Below are 22,001 nucleotides of genomic sequence, written 5' to 3' on the forward strand. Positions count from 1 at the left end.
AAATTCGATTTTAGTTGCTACACTTTATTCGCTGTTTTCTTGGCATGTTTTATGCTCATTTATTTCTACCTTAACCGCAACGATTAAGGAGCTCGAATGCCACATGATGTTGATTTAATTATATTACTTGCTGTTGGTTTTGGTATGGCCCTTATTTTTGGCTATATCGCAGCACGTTTACGCTTACCTCCTTTGATTGGTTACCTCGTTGCAGGCATTATTATTAGTCCAAATACACCTGGTGTGGTTGGTGACATCCAACTCGCTAACCAGTTGGCTGAACTCGGGGTCATGTTCCTGATGTTCGGCGTAGGGATGCACTTCTCCCTCAAAGATCTACTGCAAGTACGCCGTATTGCCTTACCTGGCGCCATTTTGCAAATTGCGGTTGCAACACTGCTCGGTATTGGCGTGTCAATGTTTTGGGGCTGGAGCTTTGGCTCAGCGTTAATCTTTGGCCTCAGCTTATCCTGTGCCAGTACTGTAGTGCTGCTGAAGGCATTGGGAGATCGCGGTTTACTGGACTCGGTGAACGGCAAGATTGCGGTTGGCTGGCTCTTGGTTGAAGATCTGGTGATGGTTCTGGCCTTGGTGCTTTTACCTGCAACAGCCGTGTTACTGGGTGGACAAGCACTACCGGGCACAGATACCTCACAAAGTATCTGGATTACCATTGGCATCACCTTGCTTAAAGTCACAGGCTTTATTGCCTTTATGCTGATTATTGGTAAACGCTTAGTACCAATCATCATGCAATTTGTGGCTCGTTTAGGTTCGCGTGAACTATTCACCCTTACTGTCGTTGCCGCTGCAGTATCCATTGCCTACGGTTCTTATGCCGTGTTTGGGGTTTCAATGGCACTGGGTGCCTTCTTTGCGGGAATGGTGGTCAAAGAGTCAGACTTTAGTCATCGAGCGGAAGAAGAAACCCTCCCCTTACGTGAAATCTTCGCGATTCTATTCTTTGTTTCGGTTGGCATGCTGTTTGATCCGAGCATTTTAGTTGAAGAACCATTACGTATTTTAGCCGTGGTTGCCATCATCATGGTCGGCAAAACGCTAGCAGCCATGGCACTGGTGCTGTTCTTCCGTTACCCGATCAATACCGCCCTGACCGTTGGTGCGAGTTTGGCACAAATCGGTGAGTTCTCCTTTATTTTGGCAACATTGGGCTTATCACTTAGTTTACTGACACCTGATGCTCAAAACCTGATTCTTGCCGGCGCCCTATTCTCAATTACCCTAAACTCATTTGTGTTCTCTGCAATTGAGCCTGCGCAACGCTGGATTCGTGAGCGCTCGCATTTGGCCCGTTTACTAGAGCGTAGTGGTGACCCACTGGCCATGCTCCCAGATGAGGTCGATCAGGCTTACCTGCGCGATCAGGTGGTGATTATCGGCTATGGTGGCGTTGGTCGACGTATCAGCGAAAATCTGATGCAACAGAATATCAAAGTGGTAATTGCCGAAGAAAATCGTGAAATCGTTGAAAAATTGCGTGCCGAAGGCATTGCTGCTGTGAGTGGTGAGGCAACCGAACCGAATGTCTTGATTCAGGCCCACATTCAACATGCTCGTCTGCTGGTGATTTCACCAATGGACATTTTGGATATTCATCGTATTGTCGATATTTCCAAACAGCTTAATCCCGAAATTCAGGTGTTGATCTGCGCAGAAACGAAAGAAGAAGCAGCGGTGATTCGAGAAGAAAATATTGGTGAAGTCTTCTATGCCAAAGAAGAAATGGCTAAGAATATGAGTCATCATATTCTGAACCAGATCGAATTGGCGCATCAGTCAGAAACCCACTAATTCATTGTGGAAACATAAAAAAGCGTACTTCAAATACGCTTTTTTTATGTGTTTGAATTAGCTCAAATGAGTCGGCTGTTCGTCCATGACTTCCGCTTGCCATTGGTTCATCTGCTTTTCTAAAAGACCAAACAAAGCTGCCTGAATCATGTGTTGCGCAACCGTTGGGGTCTGATCACCCAAAATCGCTTTCACTTCATCACTAAACTGAATCTTGACTAAAGGCTCATTTTCTTCAGAACCCGCATTGCGCAAAGCCAGCTCACCACCCTCGAGTTGAACCAATTCAAGAACGGCTTCTTGATTACCAAATAATTCTTTTAACTGTTGCATTGACATAAATTTTCTCCATGCTTCAACATGGTGGCAAAGTATTTTGCGCTCACGTCTTATTTATATAAGTACTGTTGGCAAAGATTTCAAGTCATCTTCAAGATTTGACTTAGAACTCCACCATTTCATTACGAAAACCATCAATTAAATGACTTAACTCGCGATGCCATTCACGTAGAATTTTGGCATCCGGCAACCACGCCTGTGGGCTTTGGGTCACTTTAATAATCAGATTGGAAGAAGTCTCGTTTTCTGGTTCTGGCGCTGTCGGCTCAGGCGCATATTGGCACATACGATAAGCACGCTTCAATTCAGCCACAAAACCATCTTTTGCCAATTGCTGCAACACCAGCACCTCAGGTGACACCTGCCCTTTATCTGCCATGTGCTCTTCAATGGACTTAAAGGTTGGCTGTAAGTCATTGAGACGGTAATAGCGTACCAATTCTTGTAAGAAAGCTAAAATTGCACCATGTAAATGAAACACTGCTGCTTCACGATAAGCTTGTGCCTGCTGGATATGTTCAGTTTGCTCCGCTTGTTGACATGCCAGACGAGCAAAATACAGTTTTTGATTGGTGCGATCAGCATGGTAACGAGCAACACGGGACATAATATTTTCCTTCAAGATCCTTTCGCTTGGATAGCTTAAGATTAAATGCTTTAATGATAAAATCAATATCTTTTGAGCCTGCCCATGCGTCATATTCAACAAGCCATACTGAGCTTAATATGCTGTATGGCTATTCCCGTCTCGCATAGCTGTGAACCTACAGCCTTGGATTGGGACAAGCTCTATGCCGATTACGATCTCAATCATGATCAAATGATTGATCAAAATGAATGGAAACAACTGATTCACTTAAAAGACCAACCCGTTTCTTGGCAGAAAAAAGCTTTCGCAATTGACCCCAACCGAATGAAAATTTTTAAAGCACTCGATCAAGATCATAATGGTTTAATTGACCAACAAGAAATCAACAATATATATGGCTATTTCATCAATCCTTGTCTAGGCTGGGGTTCGACTTGGGGTAAATGAGACAAGGTCCATGAGCGAATCTCAAGGATTTTAAGCCCTTATACAATCCGCTCAGCACTTGGAGCGACAATTCGATAAAGCCTTATATTGCTTGCGCATTTAAACTTAAGCGTTATCTTCTGCTATTTTCACACGGATGCCATAACCTTTGACTTTCAAAGTATTGAGACCTTTCACTGCTTTGATCGCTTCACGTGGATTTGGCATTTCAACAAAACCAAAGCCCTTGGACTTACCTGTTTCAGCATCTTTGACCACCACGCAAGACTCGACTTTGCCATAGGCTTTGAATAAATCGAGAATCTCCGCATCAGTCACGCTACGATCTAAATTACGAACTAAAATTTTCATGCTAAAACCTAAAAGATGATTCATTCTGTCATGGAAGAGTGCTGTATTTACTGCCCCACAACATCAATCAAGAAATTGAATCTGCTTAGTCTAATCGAAATCAATGCCAAAACCTAAATTGATTGCGGTTTGATGCGAACGCTTGGCTTGCGCATAAGCACGTGGGACATCGCGATGGATCTGCGTATCCACTAAATGTTGAGGTAAATCATTTAGAAAATAGCTTTCTATTTTTCTACCCAGTTCATCATATTGATCATGTGACCATAAATTTAAATTTTGTTTGGTCAAAATCAATTCATTCTCGGCACGGGTTAAAGCCACGTACAGTACACGGCGTTCTTCTTCGACATCATCAAAATCACCTTGCGCACGTGCATGTGGATATTGATTGGGAGAGACATGCGGTACATAACAGACTTTTTGTTCCGCTCCTTTGGCGGAGTGGATGGTAATCAACGTCACTAAATCTTGATCAGGGGTTTTATCAATTTCTGACACTGAAATTGGATCGAGCACATACTCTTCTAGAAATTCACCAAGTGAATTGTGTTTGCGTGCCAGTTGCTTGACCAGATCAAAGTCTTTGATCCGACGCGTCCAGTCTTTGGTCTTATAGTTATTTTCTAACTGCTCGTTCAAGGCATCCAAGGCTAAACCAATACAGGCTTCAACATGTTGCTGCAGCACATCCAGTTGCATCAAGATCAAAATTGCCTGTTGTGGTACTTTGCCATGTCGCTCTAATCGCTGACAACGTGCCTCAATATCAGGCAGTTGAATCAGCTCCTGTGCCAACTTGCTGGCACCAACATCCCCTACGCCATCCCACAGCGTCAGAAAACGCATCCAAGCCAAGTCATCCTGCGGATTGACACTGACCCTGAGCAAGCTCAAAACATCTTTAACATGCGCTGATTCTAAAAGCTTCACCCCACCAATAAACCGATAAGGGATATTCGCGGCAATTAAAGCCCCTTCCAAATAGCGACCACTAAAACCTGAGCGCAGTAACACCATATGTTCTGCCCAAGCCGCACCGTGCATATGGCGCCGATTCAAATCTTGGATAATCCAATTGGCCTCTTCAAACTCATTGCTCAGAATATGCAGTTGTGGTTTTAAGCCTGTACCACGATAAGCTTGTAGATGCTTGTCATATTCAATCTGACTTTGATCCAGCAACCAATTGGATAAATCTAAAATGCCTTGCGTAGAACGGTAATTCATTTCTAGCGTCAAGACTTCAGCATCAGCTACACGTTCTTTAAAATGATGGATATTTTCAAAATCTGCACCGCGGAAACCGTAAATCGACTGTGCATCATCTCCTACACAAAACAGTTTCACCTTCCCCACCAAGGGCTGTAAGAGTGCCCATTGCAAAGGGTTGGTATCCTGCATTTCATCGACCAATAGCGCCGAACAGAAACTGGTGACCCACTTCACTAACTCAGGTGAATTCTGCAAATGCACTGCCACGATAGACAGGATGTCATCATAATCGAGAAAATTACGTTCTTGCTTACGTTGCTCGTATGCTTTCATCAACTCGGCAATCTGCGCCTTATACTCCACTGCTTGCGGTAATTGCTCAAGCAAAGCATCCGACAATTTGGTTCTGGTATTGCGCGCATAGGAATAGAGATCGCACAGCTCCGCGGCTTTCGGCAACACATTGCCCTTATCTTTGCCACGCAACAGACGGAACATCAACAATTGATCATCTCGATCAATAATACTGAACTGACTCAGACCAAAAGCAGTTGGGTTGCGACGTAATAGATACATACAGAAAGTATGAAAAGTTGAAGCACGCAAGCCTTTGGCCTGTGATCCCATATGCTGTTCAACACGGGTAACAATTTCACTGGCCGCCCGACGGGTAAAGGTCAAAATTTGAATCTGCTGTGCAGGCAAGCCCTGATCAATTAAATAGGCTGCTCTGGCCACAATGGTCTTGGTTTTACCACAGCCTGCCCCTGCCAAAACCAGACAATTCTGTGCAGCCGTTGTGGCTGCTTGTTTTTGTTGTGGATTCAGTTCATCAATTAGCTTGGCAAGCGTCATACAATCGGTCAATTAGAAATGAACCGCTATTTTAGCAGACTCCAGCGATTGAATTGTTCTCGACTACAAAAACAAAAAGAGCATGTAAATACATGCTCTCAGGTTTAAACCAAGACTTTAGACTGTGGTTGAACTATGCGGCAACTGTTTGATTGCACCTGCAAAAGTAAGATAGTTAATCCCTTGAAACAAAATATCAATCGCAAGGAACATGCCCAACACCCAAAATGGTGAATCAGGCGATGATAAAATCAGAATACCGGTTAATAGAGTCAAGATCCCTGAAAACAGTACCCACCCCCAACCTGAAATCGGTCTCAGGATAAAGGCATTTACGGTACGAATAATTCCGGCAACAATTAAGGCAATGGCCAAGAAACTGGTGAGCACCACCGCAGTAATCACTGGTGTGGTAAAGGCAAAATAACCCGCGGCCAGATACAACACACCAAATAGCGCCCACAACCACCGTGTGCCCCCTTTAAACACCATAAATGCGGCCACAAAATGCAGAATACCACCCAACATCATCAATACACCAAACAACAAGACTGCTGATAATGTTGCAAATGGTAAGGCGGCTAAAAGAACCAAGCCGAAAATCACCAAGAGTACGCCTAAGAACAGATACCATTTACGATCGGCATGCAGTTGGTTGCGAATCAGATCATTACCCACTGTTTTCATCATTATTTACTCTTTTATCATCAATGTTATATCTCTATATTGATCGTGTTTATCCGCAAGTTCTGTATAAGGCATGTTGAAAATTAATGACGGAATGTCAGAAAACAGATGTTTTATTTGATCTTTTTTCAGTTGAATGATTTTTTCAAAGATAGGGATAAGTCAAAACTTATCCACAATTTACTTGATCCAGCCAACTTCTTTTGCAGTCAGTGTACCAATAAGTGTTTGTTCTAAATCATCGGGCATTTTACTTTTATGTTCGGACAGCGCAATCCGTCCACCCATAATTTCAGCTTCGGTTTGCGGATAGAGCGGCTGTTTATCTGCCTGTGCATAGCCAATCGGGAAAATAGGCTCGCCATTGACTAAGTTATATTTGTCAGTCGCGCCAAAACCATGCAGTAACTCATGTACCAATACCACATTATTTTGTTGGGCCTGTTTGACTGAAGCAAATAAATTAACGGAACCGATCCGCCCACGTTCCAACGCAGTGGAATGCTTGAGTTCCCGGCTTTGCTTCGGATCATAGTAATTCAGATACAGGGTTAAACTTGGCGAGCCATCGATCGATTGATGTTGTTTCCATGCATAGAATCTAAACTTTAAACTCCATAGAATATTATTCAGAATACTGGATTGCTCTGACATCTTCGGCGGTGCTTGATTTAACTCACGCCCGATTTCAATGATAAAATAGCTACTCTGTCCGCGATATTGCTGACTATTTTTTTCCAGATATTGTTTCACCCCAACAAAATCATCTTGCTGTAAGTGCTGAATATACTGTTGCGTAGCGGCTGAACCATCGGCATTAATCGGATGCAGCAGAACACGAATCGGCTGATTCCAATCCTGATTCTGATCCCGATAGGCATTGATCGCAACAATCAACAGCACCACCAATAAGCAGGCAATTCGGATATTTTTCCACATGTTGCTCCCCCATTTAAAAACCATTGTTGTTTTTCTTTCTTCAATAAAAAATGCCAGCAATCGCCAGCATTTTTTCAAACTTAAAGGGTTAAGCCTCTACCCATTTTCCATCTTGGAACACCAGACTCCACTTGGTTTGTTTACCTTCAGCGGTCTCTGAACCTACATATTGCGCTTGGTTCTTACGGCTGAATTTCACGACCGTTGGGTTGCCTTCAGGATCCACATCGGGTGCTTGCAACAAGAACTGATATTTCGGATCAAGTTGCTCTGCCACACTGCGTAGTTCAGCGACCTTCGGTGCACGTGTTTCACGAATTTTCGGGAATTTGCTTGCAGCCAAGAATAACCCTGCCGCACCATCACGTAACACAAAGAAATCATCATGTTTAGCAGAACGGAGATGTTCCATTTTGATTGGATCCACACGTGGCGGCGCAGGTTGCCCACTCTTCAATACTTTACGGGTATTGTCACAGCTTGAACAAGCGAAATATGGACCAAAACGCCCTGTCTTCAACTGCATTTCACCATCACATTTATCACATGGAATGGTTGGACCATCATAGCCCTTGATCTTGAATTCGCCTTCTTCAACTTCGTAGCCATCACAATCTGGGTTATTACCACAGACATGTAATTTACGACCACCATCAACCACATAGCTGTCCATTGCGGTACCGCACTTAGGACAACGATGTTTCGACATGAGGTCAGCCGTTTCAGCACCATCATCATCAGACAAAGCAGCCAAAGACTCGACTGGGGTTAAGTTGAGGGTGCCTTTACAACGTTCTTTCGGTGGCAAGTTATAACCTGAGCAACCCAAGAATACGCCTGTCGTACCGGTACGTACCTGCATTGGACGTGAACATTCAGGACACGGCACATCAGGCACTTCCACAGGCTGATTGCGACGCATGCCGCTTTCACCCTGTGCGTTGGTTAAACGATTTTTGAAATCCCCGTAGAACGTATCCAACAGCTCTTTCCAGTTTCGCTCACCCATCGCAACGCGGTCGAGCTGACCTTCTAAATCCGCAGTAAATGCATAATTCATCAGGTTATTAAAACTTTCATCCAGACGGTCAGTGACAATCTCGCCCATCTTCTCGGCAAAGAGACGACGGTTTTCCAGTTTGACGTAACCACGTTCTTGAATGGTCGAGATAATCGCCGCATAAGTTGACGGACGACCAATGCCTTTTTTCTCTAATTCTTTCACCAAAGACGCTTCGGTAAAACGCGCAGGTGGCTTGGTAAAATGCTGACTTGGATCAAGTTTTTCCAGCTTAAGCACTTCACCCACTTTCACCGCAGGCAATAAAATATCATCATCGGACTTGTTGGCCCCGCGCACGCGAGTAAAACCATCAAATACCAAGGTACGGCCTTTGGCCTTTAATTCAACATTTGACGCTTCAACCGTTAAGGTTGAAGACAGATATTCAGCGGGTGTCATTTGACAAGCAACAAACTGACGCCAAATCAAATCATATAAACGCTGTGCATCGCGCTCTACGCCAGCCAGCTTGTCACCGGTTAAGCCAACATCAGATGGGCGAATCGCTTCATGGGCTTCTTGTGCCCCCGCCTTATTGCCGTAACGATTTGGCTTGGCTGGTAAGTATTTATCACCAAAGTTTTGCTGAATATGATTACGCACCATATTCACGGCGTCATCGCTCAAAAACGTTGAGTCGGTACGCATATAAGTAATAAAACCACCTTCATACAAACGCTGCGCCAACATCATGGTTTTCTTGACTGAGAAACCTAAGCGTGTACTGGCCGCTTGTTGTAAGGTTGAAGTGATATAGGGTGCACTTGGATTAACCTTGGTTGGTTTATCTTCGCGTAATGCAACTTTATATTCCGCATCTTTTAATACGTTCAATAACGCATCAGTTTCTGCTTTATTTTTTAGTTTAAGGGTTTTGCCCGCTTGCTTAACCGCTTCAAGGCGAATGTCATCTTTCTTGGAAATCGTGTCTGCAAACACTTGCCAGTATTCTTCAGGGATAAAGGCACGGATTTCACGTTCACGCTCGACCACCAGTTTCACTGCAACCGATTGCACACGACCTGCCGATAATCCACGAGCAATTTTTTCCCAGAGCAATGGCGAGACCATAAAACCCACTACACGATCAAGGAAACGGCGTGCTTGCTGTGCATTAACTCGGTTTAAATCGAGGCGTGTGGGCTGTTTAAAGGCTTCCTGAATGGCATTTTTGGTAATTTCGTTAAACACCACACGATGGTATCGGCTGTCATCACCGCCAATCACTTCTCTTAAATGCCAAGCAATGGCTTCCCCTTCTCTATCCAAATCCGTTGCGAGATAGATGGCATCGGCATCTTTGGCGAGTTTTTTGAGTTCAGCAACCACATGTTCTTTGCCCGGCAGTACTTCATAATGCGCAATCCAGTCATGCTCTGGATCAACCCCCATACGGTTAATCAATGCAGACTGTGCTTTTTCAGCCTTCTGTTCATCGGTCAGTTTGGCGCGGGTTGCGGGCTTCTTTTCAGTGGATTTTGCCCCGCCTCCTGTAGGTAAGTCACGGACATGCCCTACAGATGACTTCACCACGAATTGTGAACCCAAATATTTATTAATTGTTTTCGCTTTTGCAGGCGACTCCACAATCACTAAGGCACGTTTCTTTGCAGCAGATGCGGAAGCTGCTGTGCTTTCTGAAGCAGAGCGTGGAGTTTTCGCCATAATAAATCATTTTTCCTGTGTTCAATCAAATAATTAGCGTTGTGCCAGTTCATGTAAATAAGCTTTCATCGCTTCAAGCTGTGTGGCTTTTAAGTCAGTTTCTTCATCCCAATATAGCCCGACACAGTTTGCCTGCATATCAATAGCATAAACTCCTTTTAATGCAATGGTTAAATCATTAAATTTCTGATCACCTTGCACCACCTGAAGCTTGCCATCAATTACTCTTGCGCGCATTAAACTTAAACGAGCATCTGGAATCAATACACTATAATAGGCCACCATGCTGGCACGCTTTTCCGAGGCCATTGGGATCTTGGTCCATTCTGGCGCGGCAATTAAACGTGGATGCAACCCCATCTTGCGAGCTTGATCACGCATCATGCCCAATGCTTTTTCTCGTGGACTGACACGTAAGCCAAAAATTGAGCCAAGTACAAACAGTACAATCGCAACTGTGATCCAAATTCCAATATTACTCATAAGGCCGTCCAAAACTTCCTTTTATTAGCGTTACATAAGTTGAATCCAAAAGGCAAGTTTTCCTTACATGTAGCTATTCAGGACATTGGTTTAAAATTCAAACTTGAATATATCGCCATAATCTAACCTTATTATTCTAAAGTTTAAAATATTATTCATACCTTAAATACATAATAAATACATCACTTAATTTTGACTGTAAACCATTCATCAAAACAGTCACAGTTTGAATGGCTTAATAATGCGGTGGTTTATCACTCATTGGGTCAAACGGAGCAATACCTTCGGATAAATCTGAAGCCTCGACCCGTTGATAAAGTATCTGCATTTGTTTTTTCAAATCTGCAATCTCTTTGGCCTGAATCGCAAGTTGATCATTCAATTGTTCAACTAATTCATCCAAAAATGCAATTCGGACTTGCAAATCTTCAATGGGTGCGGAAAATGACGCGTGATCATCAAAATTTTGTGGTTTAGTCATTTCAGACCTCATCTGAACTTTTAGGAAACATTATGGCCTATATTACTTTAAGGGATGTCCATCTCGCATTCGGCGGACCTGCCTTACTCGACGGCGCGAACTTTAACCTGGAACGTGGCGAACGAGTCTGTTTAATTGGTCGTAATGGCGAAGGTAAGTCTACTTTATTAAAACTGATTGAGGGAAGCTTGTTACCCGATAACGGTGAAGTTTCGATTCAAAATGGTTTAACTGTTTCAATGTTAGCCCAAGACGTGCCAATGGACTCGGGCAAAGTTGCCGACATCGTTGCCGATGGTGCCGGTGAAGCTGCCATTGTGTTAAAAGAATACCATGAAGCAAGTGATGCCTGTGTCCTCGGTGATATGGATGCTTGCGACCGTATGGGGATGCTACAGCACAAACTGGATCAACTGGATGGTTGGGCATTAGAAAACAAGGTTAACTCCATTCTAAGTAAAATGGGACTTGATCCCAATGCCGATTTAGCCGATCTCTCAGGCGGTCGTAAACGCCGTGTACTGTTGGCGCGAGCCCTGCTCACGCAGCCAGATGTGCTGTTGCTGGACGAACCAACCAACCATTTAGACGTTGAAAGTATCGAATGGCTAGAAAAGTTCCTGCTCGATCAAAACAATCTCACGTTATTATTTATTTCGCATGACCGCTCATTTGTGGACAGTATTGCGACCCGCATTGTCGAACTTGATCGTGGTATTTTACGTGGCTACGAAGGGAACTATTCGCGCTATCTCGAACTGAAAGCACAGCAAATGGAAGCAGAAGAAAAACAAAATGCTTTATTTGATAAAAAGTTAGCGGAAGAAGAGGCTTGGATTCGTCAAGGGATTAAAGCGCGTCGGACCCGTAATGAAGGTCGTGTCCGAGCCTTAAAAGACTTACGTGAGCAGTCTAAAGCCCGTCGTTCACAACAGGGCAAAGTCAGTATGGCAACGCAAGAAGCCAACCGCTCTGGTAAGTTGGTGTTCGAGATTGAAAACCTAAGTGTCGGTTACGACAACAAAGTTCTGATTCATGATTTCTCTGCAATCGTGTTACGTGGCGACCGTATCGGTCTGGTCGGTGACAACGGTGTCGGTAAAACCACCTTGATCAAAGCCATTTTAGGCGAGATCGAACACGGCGGGTCAGTGAAAACTGGTACACAACTGGAAGTTGCCTATTTTGATCAGTTGCGTAATGCACTCGACCTGGAAAAAACCGTGATGGCCAACGTGTCGGAAGGGTCTGACTTTGTCGATGTAAATGGTAACCGTCGTCATATCTATAGTTATCTGCAAGACTTTTTGTTCTCACCAGAACGTGCCCGTACACCGGTTAAAGCCCTATCAGGTGGTGAGAGAAACCGTATCCTGTTGGCAAAACTATTACTCAAGCCATCAAACTTGATCGTGATGGATGAACCAACCAATGACTTGGATATGGTGACACTTGAGTTACTTGAAGAAATGTTGTCTGACTACAAAGGTACTTTGCTACTGATCTCGCATGACCGTGCCTTCATGGACAATGTTGTGACCTCAACTTGGGTATTTGATGGTAAAGGTCAGATTGATGAATACATCGGTGGCTATCAAGATTACTTGGAACAGCGTCCTGACCAAAAAGTAGTTGACCAAAAAAGTGATGTAAAAAAAGCACAAGCCAAAGCTGAAGCAGCAGCACCGAAAAAAGTGAAGCTCAGTTATAAGGATCAGCGTGAGCTTGAACAACTGCCAGCTGAAATTGAAAAACTGGAGACTGAACAAGCAGCATTATCAGAAAAACTAGCGGATGGTTCATGGTTTGTTTCGGATGCCAATGCAGCCACAGCAGCCAGTCAACGTTTAGCAGAAATTGAAGAGTTACTGCTGGAAAAGCTAGAGCGTTGGGACATTTTAGAAAATATGTCGAAAGGCAGCTAAGCAGAGTAAGCATTTATCCTTTCGAGGGTAAATGCTTATTTCCCATATATTCGATTTACTCTAAATTAAAATCATCTTTAATTTGTTGGTAAATATTCAAGTTTTCATCATCAAAACAAACAAAAATCACCTCCTGTACAAACTGGCTTTGACTTAATTCTTTACTGATTGTAGTTAAGGCAATTTGAGCAGCAAGTTGCTTAGGGAAACGATAGATTCCTGTTGAAATATTTGGAAAGGCAACATGCTCCAGTTCCAACTGCTCTGCCAATTTAAAGCAATTCCGATATGCATTTTCGAGCAATCTGGCTTCCTGATGTTGTCCATCTACCCAAGTTGGCCCAACAGTATGAATCACATATTTTGCAGGTAAATTCCCAGCCGTCGTCACCACAGCTTCTCCAACAGCACAGCCCCCTTGCTTAGCACGAATCTTCTGACAATCAGCCAAAATTGCAGCTCCACCCTGCCGATGAATCGCCCCATCAACACCCCCACCGCCTAATAGTGAAGTATTCGCTGCATTGACAATCGCATCGACAACAATTTGAGTAATATCACCTTTTATAATATTGATGCTTTTCAATCTTTTCTCCTTTTATTTTAGCTAAACAATTATAAAAACAAACTTCATTTAATATGACATTTAAAGTCGCCACCCACACTTCATGCTACACTGCTGCAAAATTCAACGTTATTCATTTTTCGCATTTATGAGTCAAAAACAGCCTTATCCCCCTGGCGAATTTCAATGGGAATTTCTCTTACCCAAGTATTGGAAAATCTGGATCGCCATTACTTTTTTAATGCTATTGGCCGTCTTACCTTGGGCAATTCAGTGGCGCTTGGCTCATGGCTTGGCGGCTTTGTGTTGGCGCCTCCTTAAATCACGCCGTAAAACCACACTTCGGAATTTAGAACTCTGTTTCCCAGAGTGGTCTCCTGCGGAAGTTGAAGCACAAGCCAAACAGGTGTTTGTGGATATGATGCTGGGGGTATTTGAAACCCTGAATGCATGGTACTGTCCAAAGTGGTTTAAAGGTCGCCACAGTGTTGAAGGCTTAGAACATATCACCCATGCACAGGCACAAGGCAAAGGCGTATTATTACTCGGTACACACAGTACTTTGCTCGATGCAGGCGGTTATATTTCAGCTCAATACTTTGAACCTGATGTCGTATACCGACCACAGAATAATCCGCTGTTAGATATGCTGATTTATCGTTGCCGCGCGACGATTTATCAACATCAGATTGACCACGATGACATGCGTGGCTTAATTCGTCGCCTCAAAGACGGCGGTGCAATCTGGTACAGCCCAGATCAGGATTTTGGTTTAAAACAAGGCGTGATGGCGCCCTTCTTTGGTGTGCCGGCAGCAACCGTAACGGCCCACCGCCGTTTGTTAAAAATATCAAAAGCCGTCGCAGTTCCCTTGTATTTTTACCGTTATGGCGATATTCGCAATCCGCAATATAAAGTGTTGATTGAGCCAATGGTGGAAAATATGCCAAGTGAAGATGAAGTGGATGATGCAGTTCGCGTCAATCAGATTATTGAAGCACAACTGCGCATCGCACCCACCCAATGGATGTGGTTCCACCGTCGTTTTAAAACCCGTGCCGAAGGTTACGACAAAATTTATTAATGCATTAATGCAAAAAGAGCCGCTTCATTCTTTAATGAAGCGGCTCTAGATTCAATCAAGAACAACAATTAATTCGGGAAAATCACACCGGTATTTAAATCAAAATAGGTTGGCGTGTTGCTATACACTGAACCTAATTTAACATTAATGAACCAGCCTAAATTGCCCTGATCTTGTAAACGATTTTGGACTTCACTTGGCAGATCCAGTTTATAAATCGCATCTGCTTTAAAAACTTTTGATTCAATGCTGGTTGTGCTTTCACTATCGCGTTCAAATAAATAGCCTTTGGTATTGAAGAACTGAATCGCATTGTCCTTATCAATTAGGTGATAACCTTCAGCAGCTTGTTGCTTCAGCAATACATCCAGCTTGGTTGGATTGTCATCATAAAATCCCGCATCGGACTTGGGCATTTCAAAATAACGATAACTATAGGTTCCATTATGGGTACTACTGTTGACACAGGTAGGTACATAGAATGTTCCTGTGGTCGTTCCATTATTGGTAAAAGTACTGCCTGCATAAATTAACTTACAACCTTGCGCTCCGAGTTCATTGAAGGCTGCCAAAATATTGGTGCGATTTGCATTACTATTCAGAATAAAGCGATTATCATAACTATAGGTTACTGATTTTTTGTCGTTTTTCACGAATAGATATTTATAATTATTGCTTGGGTCTTCACCTAATGAAGACTTATAGGCAAAACCAGACTCGCCTTGCTTTTTAATTTCAGCCAACCAGAACAAATAAACATTGGCGACCACATTGGTTTTAACATCCGCAATTTTATAGCTATAGGTATCGGTTGAAGCATTATTTTTTATATATAAATTCTTCGGCTCAGGGAAATCACTATTGGCTTTTTTCACATCCAAAGAGCTACCCGCTAAGGCAAAACCTTGCCCCCCCTGCTCATTGGCTTGCGCCAAGAAGTTTGTCCACGCCGCTTGATTATCGAGTAGACGATAACTTGCGGTTGCCTTAGCCAGCGTCGGTTTTAATAAGCTATAGCCTTCAACATTGGTACGGGTATAACACGTGACAACTTTAGATGGATCGACTGAATCCATATAGGTTTGAATATCTTTGATACTCGCTGTTTCACTCACAGCACACATGCCGTCACCTTTAAAGGCATAAGCTGAAGCAATCCCATTTGGTCGGTAGCGATCACTATATTTCACTCGGTTCGCTGTGGTTGTGCCGCTGGTTTCAGTCGGAGCAATCTCGGTAATCAATGCATCATCTGTAGCAACTGCATAGGTTTTAATGACCGCCCCTGTACAGTCCTGTTTTTCGAACTGACGGGTTTCCGTGGTAAAGCGAACACTATTATCTGAAGCCTTATAGACCGTCAAATTTGAACGACGCCCTTCAAAACAAAAGCCTCCCAACCAAGATCCCACAAAACGATCCGCCACAACAGGCGTTGGAGTCGGTGTTGGGGTTGGCGTGGGAGGCGTTGGGGTCGGTGGTGTCGGCGTAGGTGGTGTTGGGGTTGGTGGCGTTGGAGTTGGGGTTGGGGTTGAATCCCGATCATTATCAGATCCACAACCAACTAAAAGTGCGCAAGTTACGCTAAGTGCAAGTTGAGTCCATATATTTTTCATTGCATCACCCTCTGTGTGATTTTTTCACATATTGTGTATGTGAAAATTTAACACTTTTATTCTTGAGTGCAAATATGTTTATGCGTAAATTAATAACGAAAGGTCAAAATCATTTTGTATGGATGGTTCGAATGTATGGATACTCAACAGAACTTAGCAAGACAATTCAGTGCTTTACCTGAAGCATGGCGTGCATGGTTAGAGGAGAATTTAGCGCGCGGTTGTGCTCCGATCGACTTAGTCAATATTTTGTTGCGTGAAGGTTTAATTGACCTGAATAAAGATTTCTCTACTTCAACACAGGCTGAAGAGCAACATTACAGAGAACTTGAACAGGCCGCAGTAGCAAACCCAACCCAACCCAACAGTGTGTTTCCTCCTGAACAAAAGAAATGGCTGGCTCAGGCGGTACTCGATGGTTTAAGTAAAGCGGATATTTATCAAACTTTAAGCCAACAAGGACTGAGTGAAATTGATATTGCGCTGGAATGGGTGCAACTCAAGCAACATCCTTATTTTCAAATTGCTCAAGAACAACATTTTCTGCTCAAAAAACGCAATTGGCTCTTGGATACCCTCGATCGTTTTGCCCGTTTAAATCCTGACTATCAGCAGATTAAGCGAATTTCAAAACCTACCTTCTCAGAATTTATTCAAGATTATTACAGCCGTAACCTCCCTGTAATTTTGACCGATGCCATCCAACATTGGCCTGCTTTGCACAAATGGTCGCCCCAATATTTCAAACAAACTGTCGGTACACAAGAAGTCGAAGTCCAATTCAATCGGGAACAAGACCCTTTATTTGAACGAAATTCAACTCAACATAAAACCAAGATGCAGATGCATGACTTTGTCGATTTAGTCGAGCAGAGCCAACATTCCAATAATTTTTATATGACCGCAAACAATGCCAAGGCCAGCCACGCCAGTCTGGCAGCTTTGTTTCAGGATATTGATCATTTTCATGGCTATACTGACCATACTCAGGTCTATGATCGTAGCTTCATCTGGTTCGGGCCCAAAGGGACATTTACGCCTCTACATCATGACTTAACCAATAACGTTCTGGTGCAAATTTATGGGCGGAAAAAAGTTACCCTGATTCCAGCCTTACAAACACCGCATCTCTATAATGATGTGGCCGTATTTAGTAGAATTGCCGATCCTCATCAACCCAATTTAGTTGAAGCATTCCCTGATTTTATCCATAGCAATAAAATCGAATGCATCCTGAACGAAGGGGAATCCTTGTTCATTCCGCTGGGTTGGTGGCATTGTGTCGAAAGTCTAGATATTTCGATGAGTGTTTCTTTTACTCATTTTAATATCGATAATGGGGGCGCTGAATCGTTCCCATCTCCAAGCTGATGCTTAAAGTAATTTATGTCGAATCCATTGTTAAGGTGATTTAATGGTCAAACCCGCAGCCCCAGTCATAATAAACAATGAGCAACCTCTGCCGAATGCATCTGGCGTGATTCCACAAGATGCAGAAACCACATTGGAAAGCATTTTTCCAATGATGCAACATATTGCGCGTTGGCTGATTCATTCGGGGGTCGGCTATACTGATTTTGTTGCTGCACTGAAACCGATTTTTTATCAACAGGCATTGGCTGAGTTAGAACGCATCAAACAAAATAAAACCGATTCAGCGGTCAGTTTATTATCAGGGTTACATCGCAAAGATGTCAGTGCCTTTAGACAGCAAGCCAATCAAGCCAGCACTGAAGCCCCTAATTTTGCCATTAGTGTCCCTGCCCGTGTGATTGCACGCTGGATTGCCTTGGATCTTCCTCATCAAATTCCAATCTCTGGTGAGAAAAATAGCTTTGAGGCGTTGGTGAAACATATTTCTACTGAAAAACATCCTCGTTCAATTTTATTCGAATTACAACGCTTAGGTGTCGTTGAGCAAATTGATCAGCAAGTTGTATTACAACAAAATAGCTTTACTCCAGATAATCAGATGCAAGAAAGCAAAGCCCTCTTCTCTGCAAATCTCAGCGACCATTTGGCCGCAGGGGTTGATAACTTTATTAGTGAAAAACCTTTTACCCATCTAGAACAAGCCGTACATGCCGAAAAATTAACAGCAGCATCGGTTGAAGCACTTCGACAGTTGAGTATCCAACTTTGGCAAGACATGGCAAAACAACTCTTAAATGCGGCGATCCAGCATTGTGACCAAGACCAAGAAAAAGATGATGCGGATTATCAATTTCGCTTTGGTGTCTATCAGTACGATACTCAGATAACGCTACAAGTGCCTTATATTTTTAAGGATAAATAACAATGAGAAGCTTATTGCTCGTTACGGTTTCTTTCATTTCAGTGGTTGTGTTAACTGCGTGTGGAGAAAACTTTTCTGTTGCCAATGTCAGTCTGGGTGGGAGCGGTTCCGGTACACAAAAACCATTGCCTGGTGGTGGCAATGGTGGGGGTTCTAATCCTTCGACCGGCGACAAAGATGAAGCTTATGAATATGTGGTCACTGTTCCACAAGAAACCCAAGATACCTGTATGGGAATACAGCGCAATTTGCGACTGATCGATGCAGAGTCAAAACAACCTCTGCCTCTTGGTCATGTTCAGCCACTCAACATCACCCCACTACAAATCGAAATTAAAAACACCACACCGAATTATGTCTATCAATTGACTCCGCTCTGTCGTCCAATTGAATATCAAATTGATCAAACTACAATGTTTCATGGTCAAGCTCTACGGTGTGGCGCAGATCAAGACGAACTTCAAGTCTTGCGTCCATATGAAACACGTATATATGAGCTCGATCTTAACTTTGCACAAACCGAACTTCCCTTCACTGTAAAATATAATGCTTTTTATCAGACTGAATTGCCGAAGAATGATATCCCTTGGGAAAAATGTGATGTAGCCAAAATTACTGTTCCTATTCACAAACGCCGTATTTCAAAAGATATTGGAACAGAGCAACCTCCTATCACACTTCCTGAAGTGCCAAATGGTGAACACCCTGAAATACCGAAGGGAGAAAAACCCGAATAGAATATTGTCATATCACAAAATTAAAACCCGAGTTCTGCATCCTGCAAAACTCGGGTAAATGAGGTTGTGCTTTCACTTTATTTTTATTTTCCTGCGTCCATCGCATGCATCATATCCATGATGACTTTTCCATCTCAGCGTTGCTATCCTTAAACGGAAATCCATTCCTGCATCCTTGTGCTGATGTATTTAGAATAAACCTTTTAGGCATGTCCGACTATTCGTTACAGACTTAAATCTATGTACGAAATAACGTACATTAATTAGTTAAACTTTAAAATCAAGCCATTGCCCAAGTCCCTCTCGGATAACATCAGTTTTGCATGCGTTGCTTATGCGGTTGAGCTAAAGAATCGGTCACTGCTTTCTCTTCTTGTTCAGCCTTTTCAATCCCCTCCTGTATCGCTTCTTGCGCCTCTTGTTCATCCTCAACAGACTGCTCCAACGCCTGTTGCTGCTGCTCAAACACCCGCCCCGTCTGTAAGACCACATATACGGGAAAATGATCTGAACCAATATGAGCGACACGTTTCATTTCCACTAAACCAAAATCAGTGCTATGAAAGATATGATCCAGCGACCATCTCAATAACGGATAATCTGCATGAAAGGTATTTATAAAATAACGCCCGACGCGTGGATCAAGCAAACCACTGATGCGCTGAAATAAACGGGTTGTTCTGGACCACGCCACATCATTTAAATCTCCCATCACGATACAGCTCTGATCAATATCTTTGATCTGATCCCCTACAATCAGCAACTCGGCATCTCTTAAAGTTGAGTCTTTGGCTTCTGTTGGACTCGGTGGTTTGGGATGTAAACAATACAACTGCACTTGTACGCCAGAAGGCAATGTCACCGTGGTATGAATTGATGGAATTTCATCACTCAGAATAAATTTAACTTCCGTATCATTTAAGGGCAAACGACTATACAGGTGCATGCCATATAGATTTTCTAAAGGTACAGGGACACGGAAGGGATAATCAGCTTCAATTGGACTAAGGGCTTGCTGCCACGCTGAATTCGATTCAAGCGTCAGTACCAAATCGGGTTTCAAGCGATTAATCTGCTCAATCAAAAGATGGTATTGATGGTTTGGGGTTAACACATTCGCCACCAGTAAAGAAATTTGTTGCTCAGGATTGAGTTGTGCCTTTTTGACTTTCTTCACCTGTTTGCGCCATAACGGTGTATAAGGCAATACCATTTTGAGTTGATAGGCAATTGCCGCCACCAAGCCTATAAACAGCAACTCGGTACTTAAAGTCCAATTGGGGAGTACAAATAACATCAGAAAAAATACGATGATCCCCAATGCCAATATTTGTAATCTAGGAAAATCTGCTCCTCGAATCCACCATTCATCTCGGGGAATCAAGGACCAAAATGAAAGCCATATCACCAGCACCGCACCAATCTGAATCCCGATCATGTTGTTTTTTCTCTTTGGGGTAGCATACATTTACAATAAAGTTTTCGCTTTATCAATTTTCTATCTAATATAAACAAGTTATTTCACTCAATAAACGCACTGTTTTATTTCAGTAAAGCTTGCAGTTGTGGGCACTTTTGATACACTCAAACCCCTTTTAATTTTTTTACATACCGAGGCACAATGACATGAAAGTAGGTCTGGTCGGTTGGCGTGGGATGGTGGGTTCTGTCCTGATGCAACGTATGGTTGAAGAGAATGATTTTGCTCATATTGAGCCATTCTATTTCTCTACCAGTAATGCAGGTGGTGAAGCACCTTCATTTGGTGGTAAGACTGCCCCAGCACTTATGGATGCAACGGACATTAACAGTCTGAAGCAAATGGATGTCATTTTAACCTGCCAAGGTGGTGATTATACCTCTGAAGTTTTTCCTAAGCTGAAAGCTGAGGGTTGGAATGGTTACTGGATTGATGCAGCATCAACACTGCGTATGGCAGATGATGCGATTATCGTTCTTGATCCAGTCAACTTAAACGTGATCAAAGATGGTTTAGTCAATGGCACTAAAACTTTCGTGGGCGGTAACTGTACCGTTTCATTGATGTTGATGGGCTTAGGTTCACTGTTCCAAAATAATTTAGTGGAATGGGCAACCTCAATGACCTATCAGGCTGCATCGGGTGCAGGTGCGCAAAACATGCGTGAACTGATCACAGGTATGGGCTATTTGTATAACAATACTAAAGAATTATTGGATGATCCTAAATCTGCAATTCTTGATATTGACCGTCAAATCGCAGATTTGCAACGTGGCGAAGGCTTCCCTAAAGCTAACTTTGGCGTGCCACTGGCAGGCTCATTGATCCCTTATATCGACAAACAACTCGAAAGCGGTCAATCGAAAGAAGAATGGAAAGGTCAGGTTGAAACCAACAAGATCTTAGGCAACCAGCAGATCGTTCCGATTGATGGTCACTGTGTTCGTATCGGTGCAATGCGTTGCCACTCTCAAGCGATTACCTTGAAATTGAAAAAAGATGTTGCGCTTGATGAAATCGAAGACATGATTCGTCATTCAAGCCAATGGGCAAAAGTGGTTCCAAATACCCGTGAAGCATCAATGACTGATCTGACTCCTGTTGCCGTTACCGGTACTTTAACTGTTCCTGTCGGTCGTTTACGCAAACTCAATATGGGTAAAGAGTATCTTGGTGCATTTACAGTCGGTGACCAACTGCTTTGGGGTGCTGCTGAGCCACTACGTCGTATGCTTCGTATTCTGGTGGAATACAAGAACGCTTAAGCAAAAAATTGCTAAAAATCAAAAGCCGATCACATTTGATCGGCTTTTTTCATGTGATGAAAGATGAATAATTTACAATTCATTTACATCACGGTAATGTATACTTT

At 43.1% G+C, this 22,001-nt stretch carries 20 protein-coding genes; 8 read left to right on the forward strand and 12 right to left on the reverse strand.

Annotated elements, in window-relative coordinates; all coding sequences use genetic code 11:
* Positions 1-96 precede the first annotated feature (96 nt).
* Positions 97-1,812 carry a cation:proton antiporter gene (locus Aba26S_RS02460; RefSeq protein WP_043969975.1) on the forward strand — a complete coding sequence of 572 codons (1,716 nt, stop codon included), beginning with the start codon at positions 97-99 and terminating at the stop codon, positions 1,810-1,812.
* Between the two features lie 57 nt (positions 1,813-1,869).
* Here Aba26S_RS02460 and Aba26S_RS02465 read toward each other — a convergent pair whose 3' ends face one another.
* Both Aba26S_RS02465 and Aba26S_RS02470 read right to left on the reverse strand, forming a co-directional pair.
* Positions 1,870-2,151: a hypothetical protein gene (locus Aba26S_RS02465; RefSeq protein WP_005239863.1), complete on the reverse strand. Its 282-nt coding sequence runs from the start codon at positions 2,149-2,151 to the stop codon at positions 1,870-1,872.
* 103 nt (positions 2,152-2,254) lie between these two features.
* On the reverse strand, positions 2,255-2,758 hold the full coding sequence (locus tag Aba26S_RS02470) for a DUF6586 family protein (RefSeq protein WP_004655987.1): 504 nt from the start codon (positions 2,756-2,758) through the stop codon (positions 2,255-2,257).
* A gap of 84 nt (positions 2,759-2,842) precedes the next feature.
* Here Aba26S_RS02470 and Aba26S_RS02475 point away from each other — a divergent pair, with 84 nt between their 5' ends.
* Complete coding sequence (locus Aba26S_RS02475; protein ID WP_005239864.1) at positions 2,843-3,187, forward strand: EF-hand domain-containing protein; 345 nt, start codon at positions 2,843-2,845, stop codon at positions 3,185-3,187.
* A gap of 105 nt (positions 3,188-3,292) precedes the next feature.
* Here Aba26S_RS02475 and Aba26S_RS02480 read toward each other — a convergent pair whose 3' ends face one another.
* The 7 genes from Aba26S_RS02480 to Aba26S_RS02510 form a co-directional block, all read right to left on the reverse strand.
* Complete coding sequence (locus Aba26S_RS02480; RefSeq protein WP_004655993.1) at positions 3,293-3,538, reverse strand: RNA-binding protein; 246 nt, start codon at positions 3,536-3,538, stop codon at positions 3,293-3,295.
* Between the two features lie 90 nt (positions 3,539-3,628).
* The gene (locus Aba26S_RS02485) at positions 3,629-5,608 is read right to left on the reverse strand and encodes an ATP-dependent helicase (protein ID WP_005239867.1); all 1,980 of its coding nucleotides are present in this window, start codon (positions 5,606-5,608) and stop codon (positions 3,629-3,631) included.
* 117 nt (positions 5,609-5,725) lie between these two features.
* Positions 5,726-6,298, reverse strand: a complete 573-nt coding sequence (locus Aba26S_RS02490; RefSeq protein WP_005239869.1) for an HdeD family acid-resistance protein — start codon at positions 6,296-6,298, stop codon at positions 5,726-5,728.
* A gap of 177 nt (positions 6,299-6,475) precedes the next feature.
* The gene (locus tag Aba26S_RS02495) at positions 6,476-7,234 is read right to left on the reverse strand and encodes a hypothetical protein (protein WP_005239879.1); all 759 of its coding nucleotides are present in this window, start codon (positions 7,232-7,234) and stop codon (positions 6,476-6,478) included.
* Positions 7,235-7,322: 88 nt separating this feature from the next.
* Positions 7,323-9,962, reverse strand: a complete 2,640-nt coding sequence (gene topA, locus Aba26S_RS02500) for a type I DNA topoisomerase (RefSeq protein WP_005239880.1) — start codon at positions 9,960-9,962, stop codon at positions 7,323-7,325.
* 33 nt (positions 9,963-9,995) lie between these two features.
* Complete coding sequence (locus tag Aba26S_RS02505; RefSeq protein ID WP_005239881.1) at positions 9,996-10,445, reverse strand: hypothetical protein; 450 nt, start codon at positions 10,443-10,445, stop codon at positions 9,996-9,998.
* A 235-nt stretch (positions 10,446-10,680) separates the two neighbouring features.
* Positions 10,681-10,926 carry a SlyX family protein gene (locus Aba26S_RS02510; protein WP_005239882.1) on the reverse strand — a complete coding sequence of 82 codons (246 nt, stop codon included), beginning with the start codon at positions 10,924-10,926 and terminating at the stop codon, positions 10,681-10,683.
* Between the two features lie 32 nt (positions 10,927-10,958).
* On the opposite strand from Aba26S_RS02510, the gene Aba26S_RS02515 reads away from it, so the two are divergent.
* The gene (locus Aba26S_RS02515) at positions 10,959-12,851 is read left to right on the forward strand and encodes an ATP-binding cassette domain-containing protein (RefSeq protein WP_005239883.1); all 1,893 of its coding nucleotides are present in this window, start codon (positions 10,959-10,961) and stop codon (positions 12,849-12,851) included.
* A 55-nt stretch (positions 12,852-12,906) separates the two neighbouring features.
* On the opposite strand, the gene Aba26S_RS02520 is transcribed toward Aba26S_RS02515, so the two are convergent.
* Positions 12,907-13,437 (reverse strand): O-acetyl-ADP-ribose deacetylase, encoded by a 531-nt coding sequence (locus Aba26S_RS02520; RefSeq protein ID WP_005239884.1) that lies wholly within the window; start codon positions 13,435-13,437, stop codon positions 12,907-12,909.
* 127 nt (positions 13,438-13,564) lie between these two features.
* Between Aba26S_RS02520 and Aba26S_RS02525 the strand changes: the two genes are divergently transcribed.
* Complete coding sequence (locus tag Aba26S_RS02525; RefSeq protein ID WP_010589771.1) at positions 13,565-14,500, forward strand: lauroyl acyltransferase; 936 nt, start codon at positions 13,565-13,567, stop codon at positions 14,498-14,500.
* A gap of 68 nt (positions 14,501-14,568) precedes the next feature.
* Here the strand turns inward: Aba26S_RS02525 and Aba26S_RS02530 are convergent, their stop codons facing one another.
* A complete protein-coding gene (locus tag Aba26S_RS02530) occupies positions 14,569-16,116 on the reverse strand; it encodes a PT dipeptide repeat lipoprotein (RefSeq protein WP_043969979.1) in 1,548 nt (515 codons plus the stop codon).
* A 135-nt stretch (positions 16,117-16,251) separates the two neighbouring features.
* On the opposite strand from Aba26S_RS02530, the gene Aba26S_RS02535 reads away from it, so the two are divergent.
* Genes Aba26S_RS02535 through Aba26S_RS02545 form a run of 3 tightly spaced genes read left to right on the forward strand, consistent with a single transcriptional unit; the run spans position 16,252 to position 19,149 of the window.
* Positions 16,252-17,487 (forward strand): cupin-like domain-containing protein, encoded by a 1,236-nt coding sequence (locus tag Aba26S_RS02535; RefSeq protein WP_005239888.1) that lies wholly within the window; start codon positions 16,252-16,254, stop codon positions 17,485-17,487.
* A gap of 43 nt (positions 17,488-17,530) precedes the next feature.
* Positions 17,531-18,412, forward strand: a complete 882-nt coding sequence (locus Aba26S_RS02540) for a DUF6502 family protein (protein ID WP_005239893.1) — start codon at positions 17,531-17,533, stop codon at positions 18,410-18,412.
* Between the two features lie 2 nt (positions 18,413-18,414).
* Positions 18,415-19,149 carry a hypothetical protein gene (locus tag Aba26S_RS02545; RefSeq protein WP_005239895.1) on the forward strand — a complete coding sequence of 245 codons (735 nt, stop codon included), beginning with the start codon at positions 18,415-18,417 and terminating at the stop codon, positions 19,147-19,149.
* Between the two features lie 313 nt (positions 19,150-19,462).
* On the opposite strand, the gene Aba26S_RS02550 is transcribed toward Aba26S_RS02545, so the two are convergent.
* Entirely contained in the window at positions 19,463-20,587 is a 1,125-nt protein-coding gene (locus tag Aba26S_RS02550) for an endonuclease/exonuclease/phosphatase family protein (RefSeq protein WP_005239897.1), read from the reverse strand.
* Between the two features lie 188 nt (positions 20,588-20,775).
* Between Aba26S_RS02550 and asd the strand changes: the two genes are divergently transcribed.
* The gene (asd, locus tag Aba26S_RS02555; protein ID WP_005239899.1) at positions 20,776-21,894 is read left to right on the forward strand and encodes an aspartate-semialdehyde dehydrogenase; all 1,119 of its coding nucleotides are present in this window, start codon (positions 20,776-20,778) and stop codon (positions 21,892-21,894) included.
* Positions 21,895-22,001 lie beyond the last annotated feature (107 nt).

Origin of the sequence: Acinetobacter sp. NBRC 110496 (assembly GCF_000876115.1) — a bacterium.
In the GTDB taxonomy this organism is placed as follows: Bacteria; Pseudomonadota; Gammaproteobacteria; order Pseudomonadales; family Moraxellaceae; genus Acinetobacter.

Bases quoted from the DNA above. Each gene is read 5' to 3' on its own strand.
- Aba26S_RS02460 (WP_043969975.1), top strand. From the start codon at position 97: ATGCCACATGATGTTGATTTAATTATATTACTTGCTGTTGGTTTTGGT.
- Aba26S_RS02465 (WP_005239863.1), bottom strand. From the start codon at position 2,151: ATGTCAATGCAACAGTTAAAAGAATTATTTGGTAATCAAGAAGCCGTT.
- Aba26S_RS02470 (WP_004655987.1), bottom strand. From the start codon at position 2,758: ATGTCCCGTGTTGCTCGTTACCATGCTGATCGCACCAATCAAAAACTG.
- Aba26S_RS02475 (WP_005239864.1), top strand. From the start codon at position 2,843: ATGCGTCATATTCAACAAGCCATACTGAGCTTAATATGCTGTATGGCT.
- Aba26S_RS02480 (WP_004655993.1), bottom strand. From the start codon at position 3,538: ATGAAAATTTTAGTTCGTAATTTAGATCGTAGCGTGACTGATGCGGAG.
- Aba26S_RS02485 (WP_005239867.1), bottom strand. From the start codon at position 5,608: ATGACGCTTGCCAAGCTAATTGATGAACTGAATCCACAACAAAAACAA.
- Aba26S_RS02490 (WP_005239869.1), bottom strand. From the start codon at position 6,298: ATGATGAAAACAGTGGGTAATGATCTGATTCGCAACCAACTGCATGCC.
- Aba26S_RS02495 (WP_005239879.1), bottom strand. From the start codon at position 7,234: ATGTGGAAAAATATCCGAATTGCCTGCTTATTGGTGGTGCTGTTGATT.
- topA (WP_005239880.1), bottom strand. From the start codon at position 9,962: ATGGCGAAAACTCCACGCTCTGCTTCAGAAAGCACAGCAGCTTCCGCA.
- Aba26S_RS02505 (WP_005239881.1), bottom strand. From the start codon at position 10,445: ATGAGTAATATTGGAATTTGGATCACAGTTGCGATTGTACTGTTTGTA.
- Aba26S_RS02510 (WP_005239882.1), bottom strand. From the start codon at position 10,926: ATGACTAAACCACAAAATTTTGATGATCACGCGTCATTTTCCGCACCC.
- Aba26S_RS02515 (WP_005239883.1), top strand. From the start codon at position 10,959: ATGGCCTATATTACTTTAAGGGATGTCCATCTCGCATTCGGCGGACCT.
- Aba26S_RS02525 (WP_010589771.1), top strand. From the start codon at position 13,565: ATGAGTCAAAAACAGCCTTATCCCCCTGGCGAATTTCAATGGGAATTT.
- Aba26S_RS02530 (WP_043969979.1), bottom strand. From the start codon at position 16,116: ATGAAAAATATATGGACTCAACTTGCACTTAGCGTAACTTGCGCACTT.
- Aba26S_RS02535 (WP_005239888.1), top strand. From the start codon at position 16,252: ATGGATACTCAACAGAACTTAGCAAGACAATTCAGTGCTTTACCTGAA.
- Aba26S_RS02540 (WP_005239893.1), top strand. From the start codon at position 17,531: ATGGTCAAACCCGCAGCCCCAGTCATAATAAACAATGAGCAACCTCTG.
- Aba26S_RS02545 (WP_005239895.1), top strand. From the start codon at position 18,415: ATGAGAAGCTTATTGCTCGTTACGGTTTCTTTCATTTCAGTGGTTGTG.
- Aba26S_RS02550 (WP_005239897.1), bottom strand. From the start codon at position 20,587: ATGATCGGGATTCAGATTGGTGCGGTGCTGGTGATATGGCTTTCATTT.
- asd (WP_005239899.1), top strand. From the start codon at position 20,776: ATGAAAGTAGGTCTGGTCGGTTGGCGTGGGATGGTGGGTTCTGTCCTG.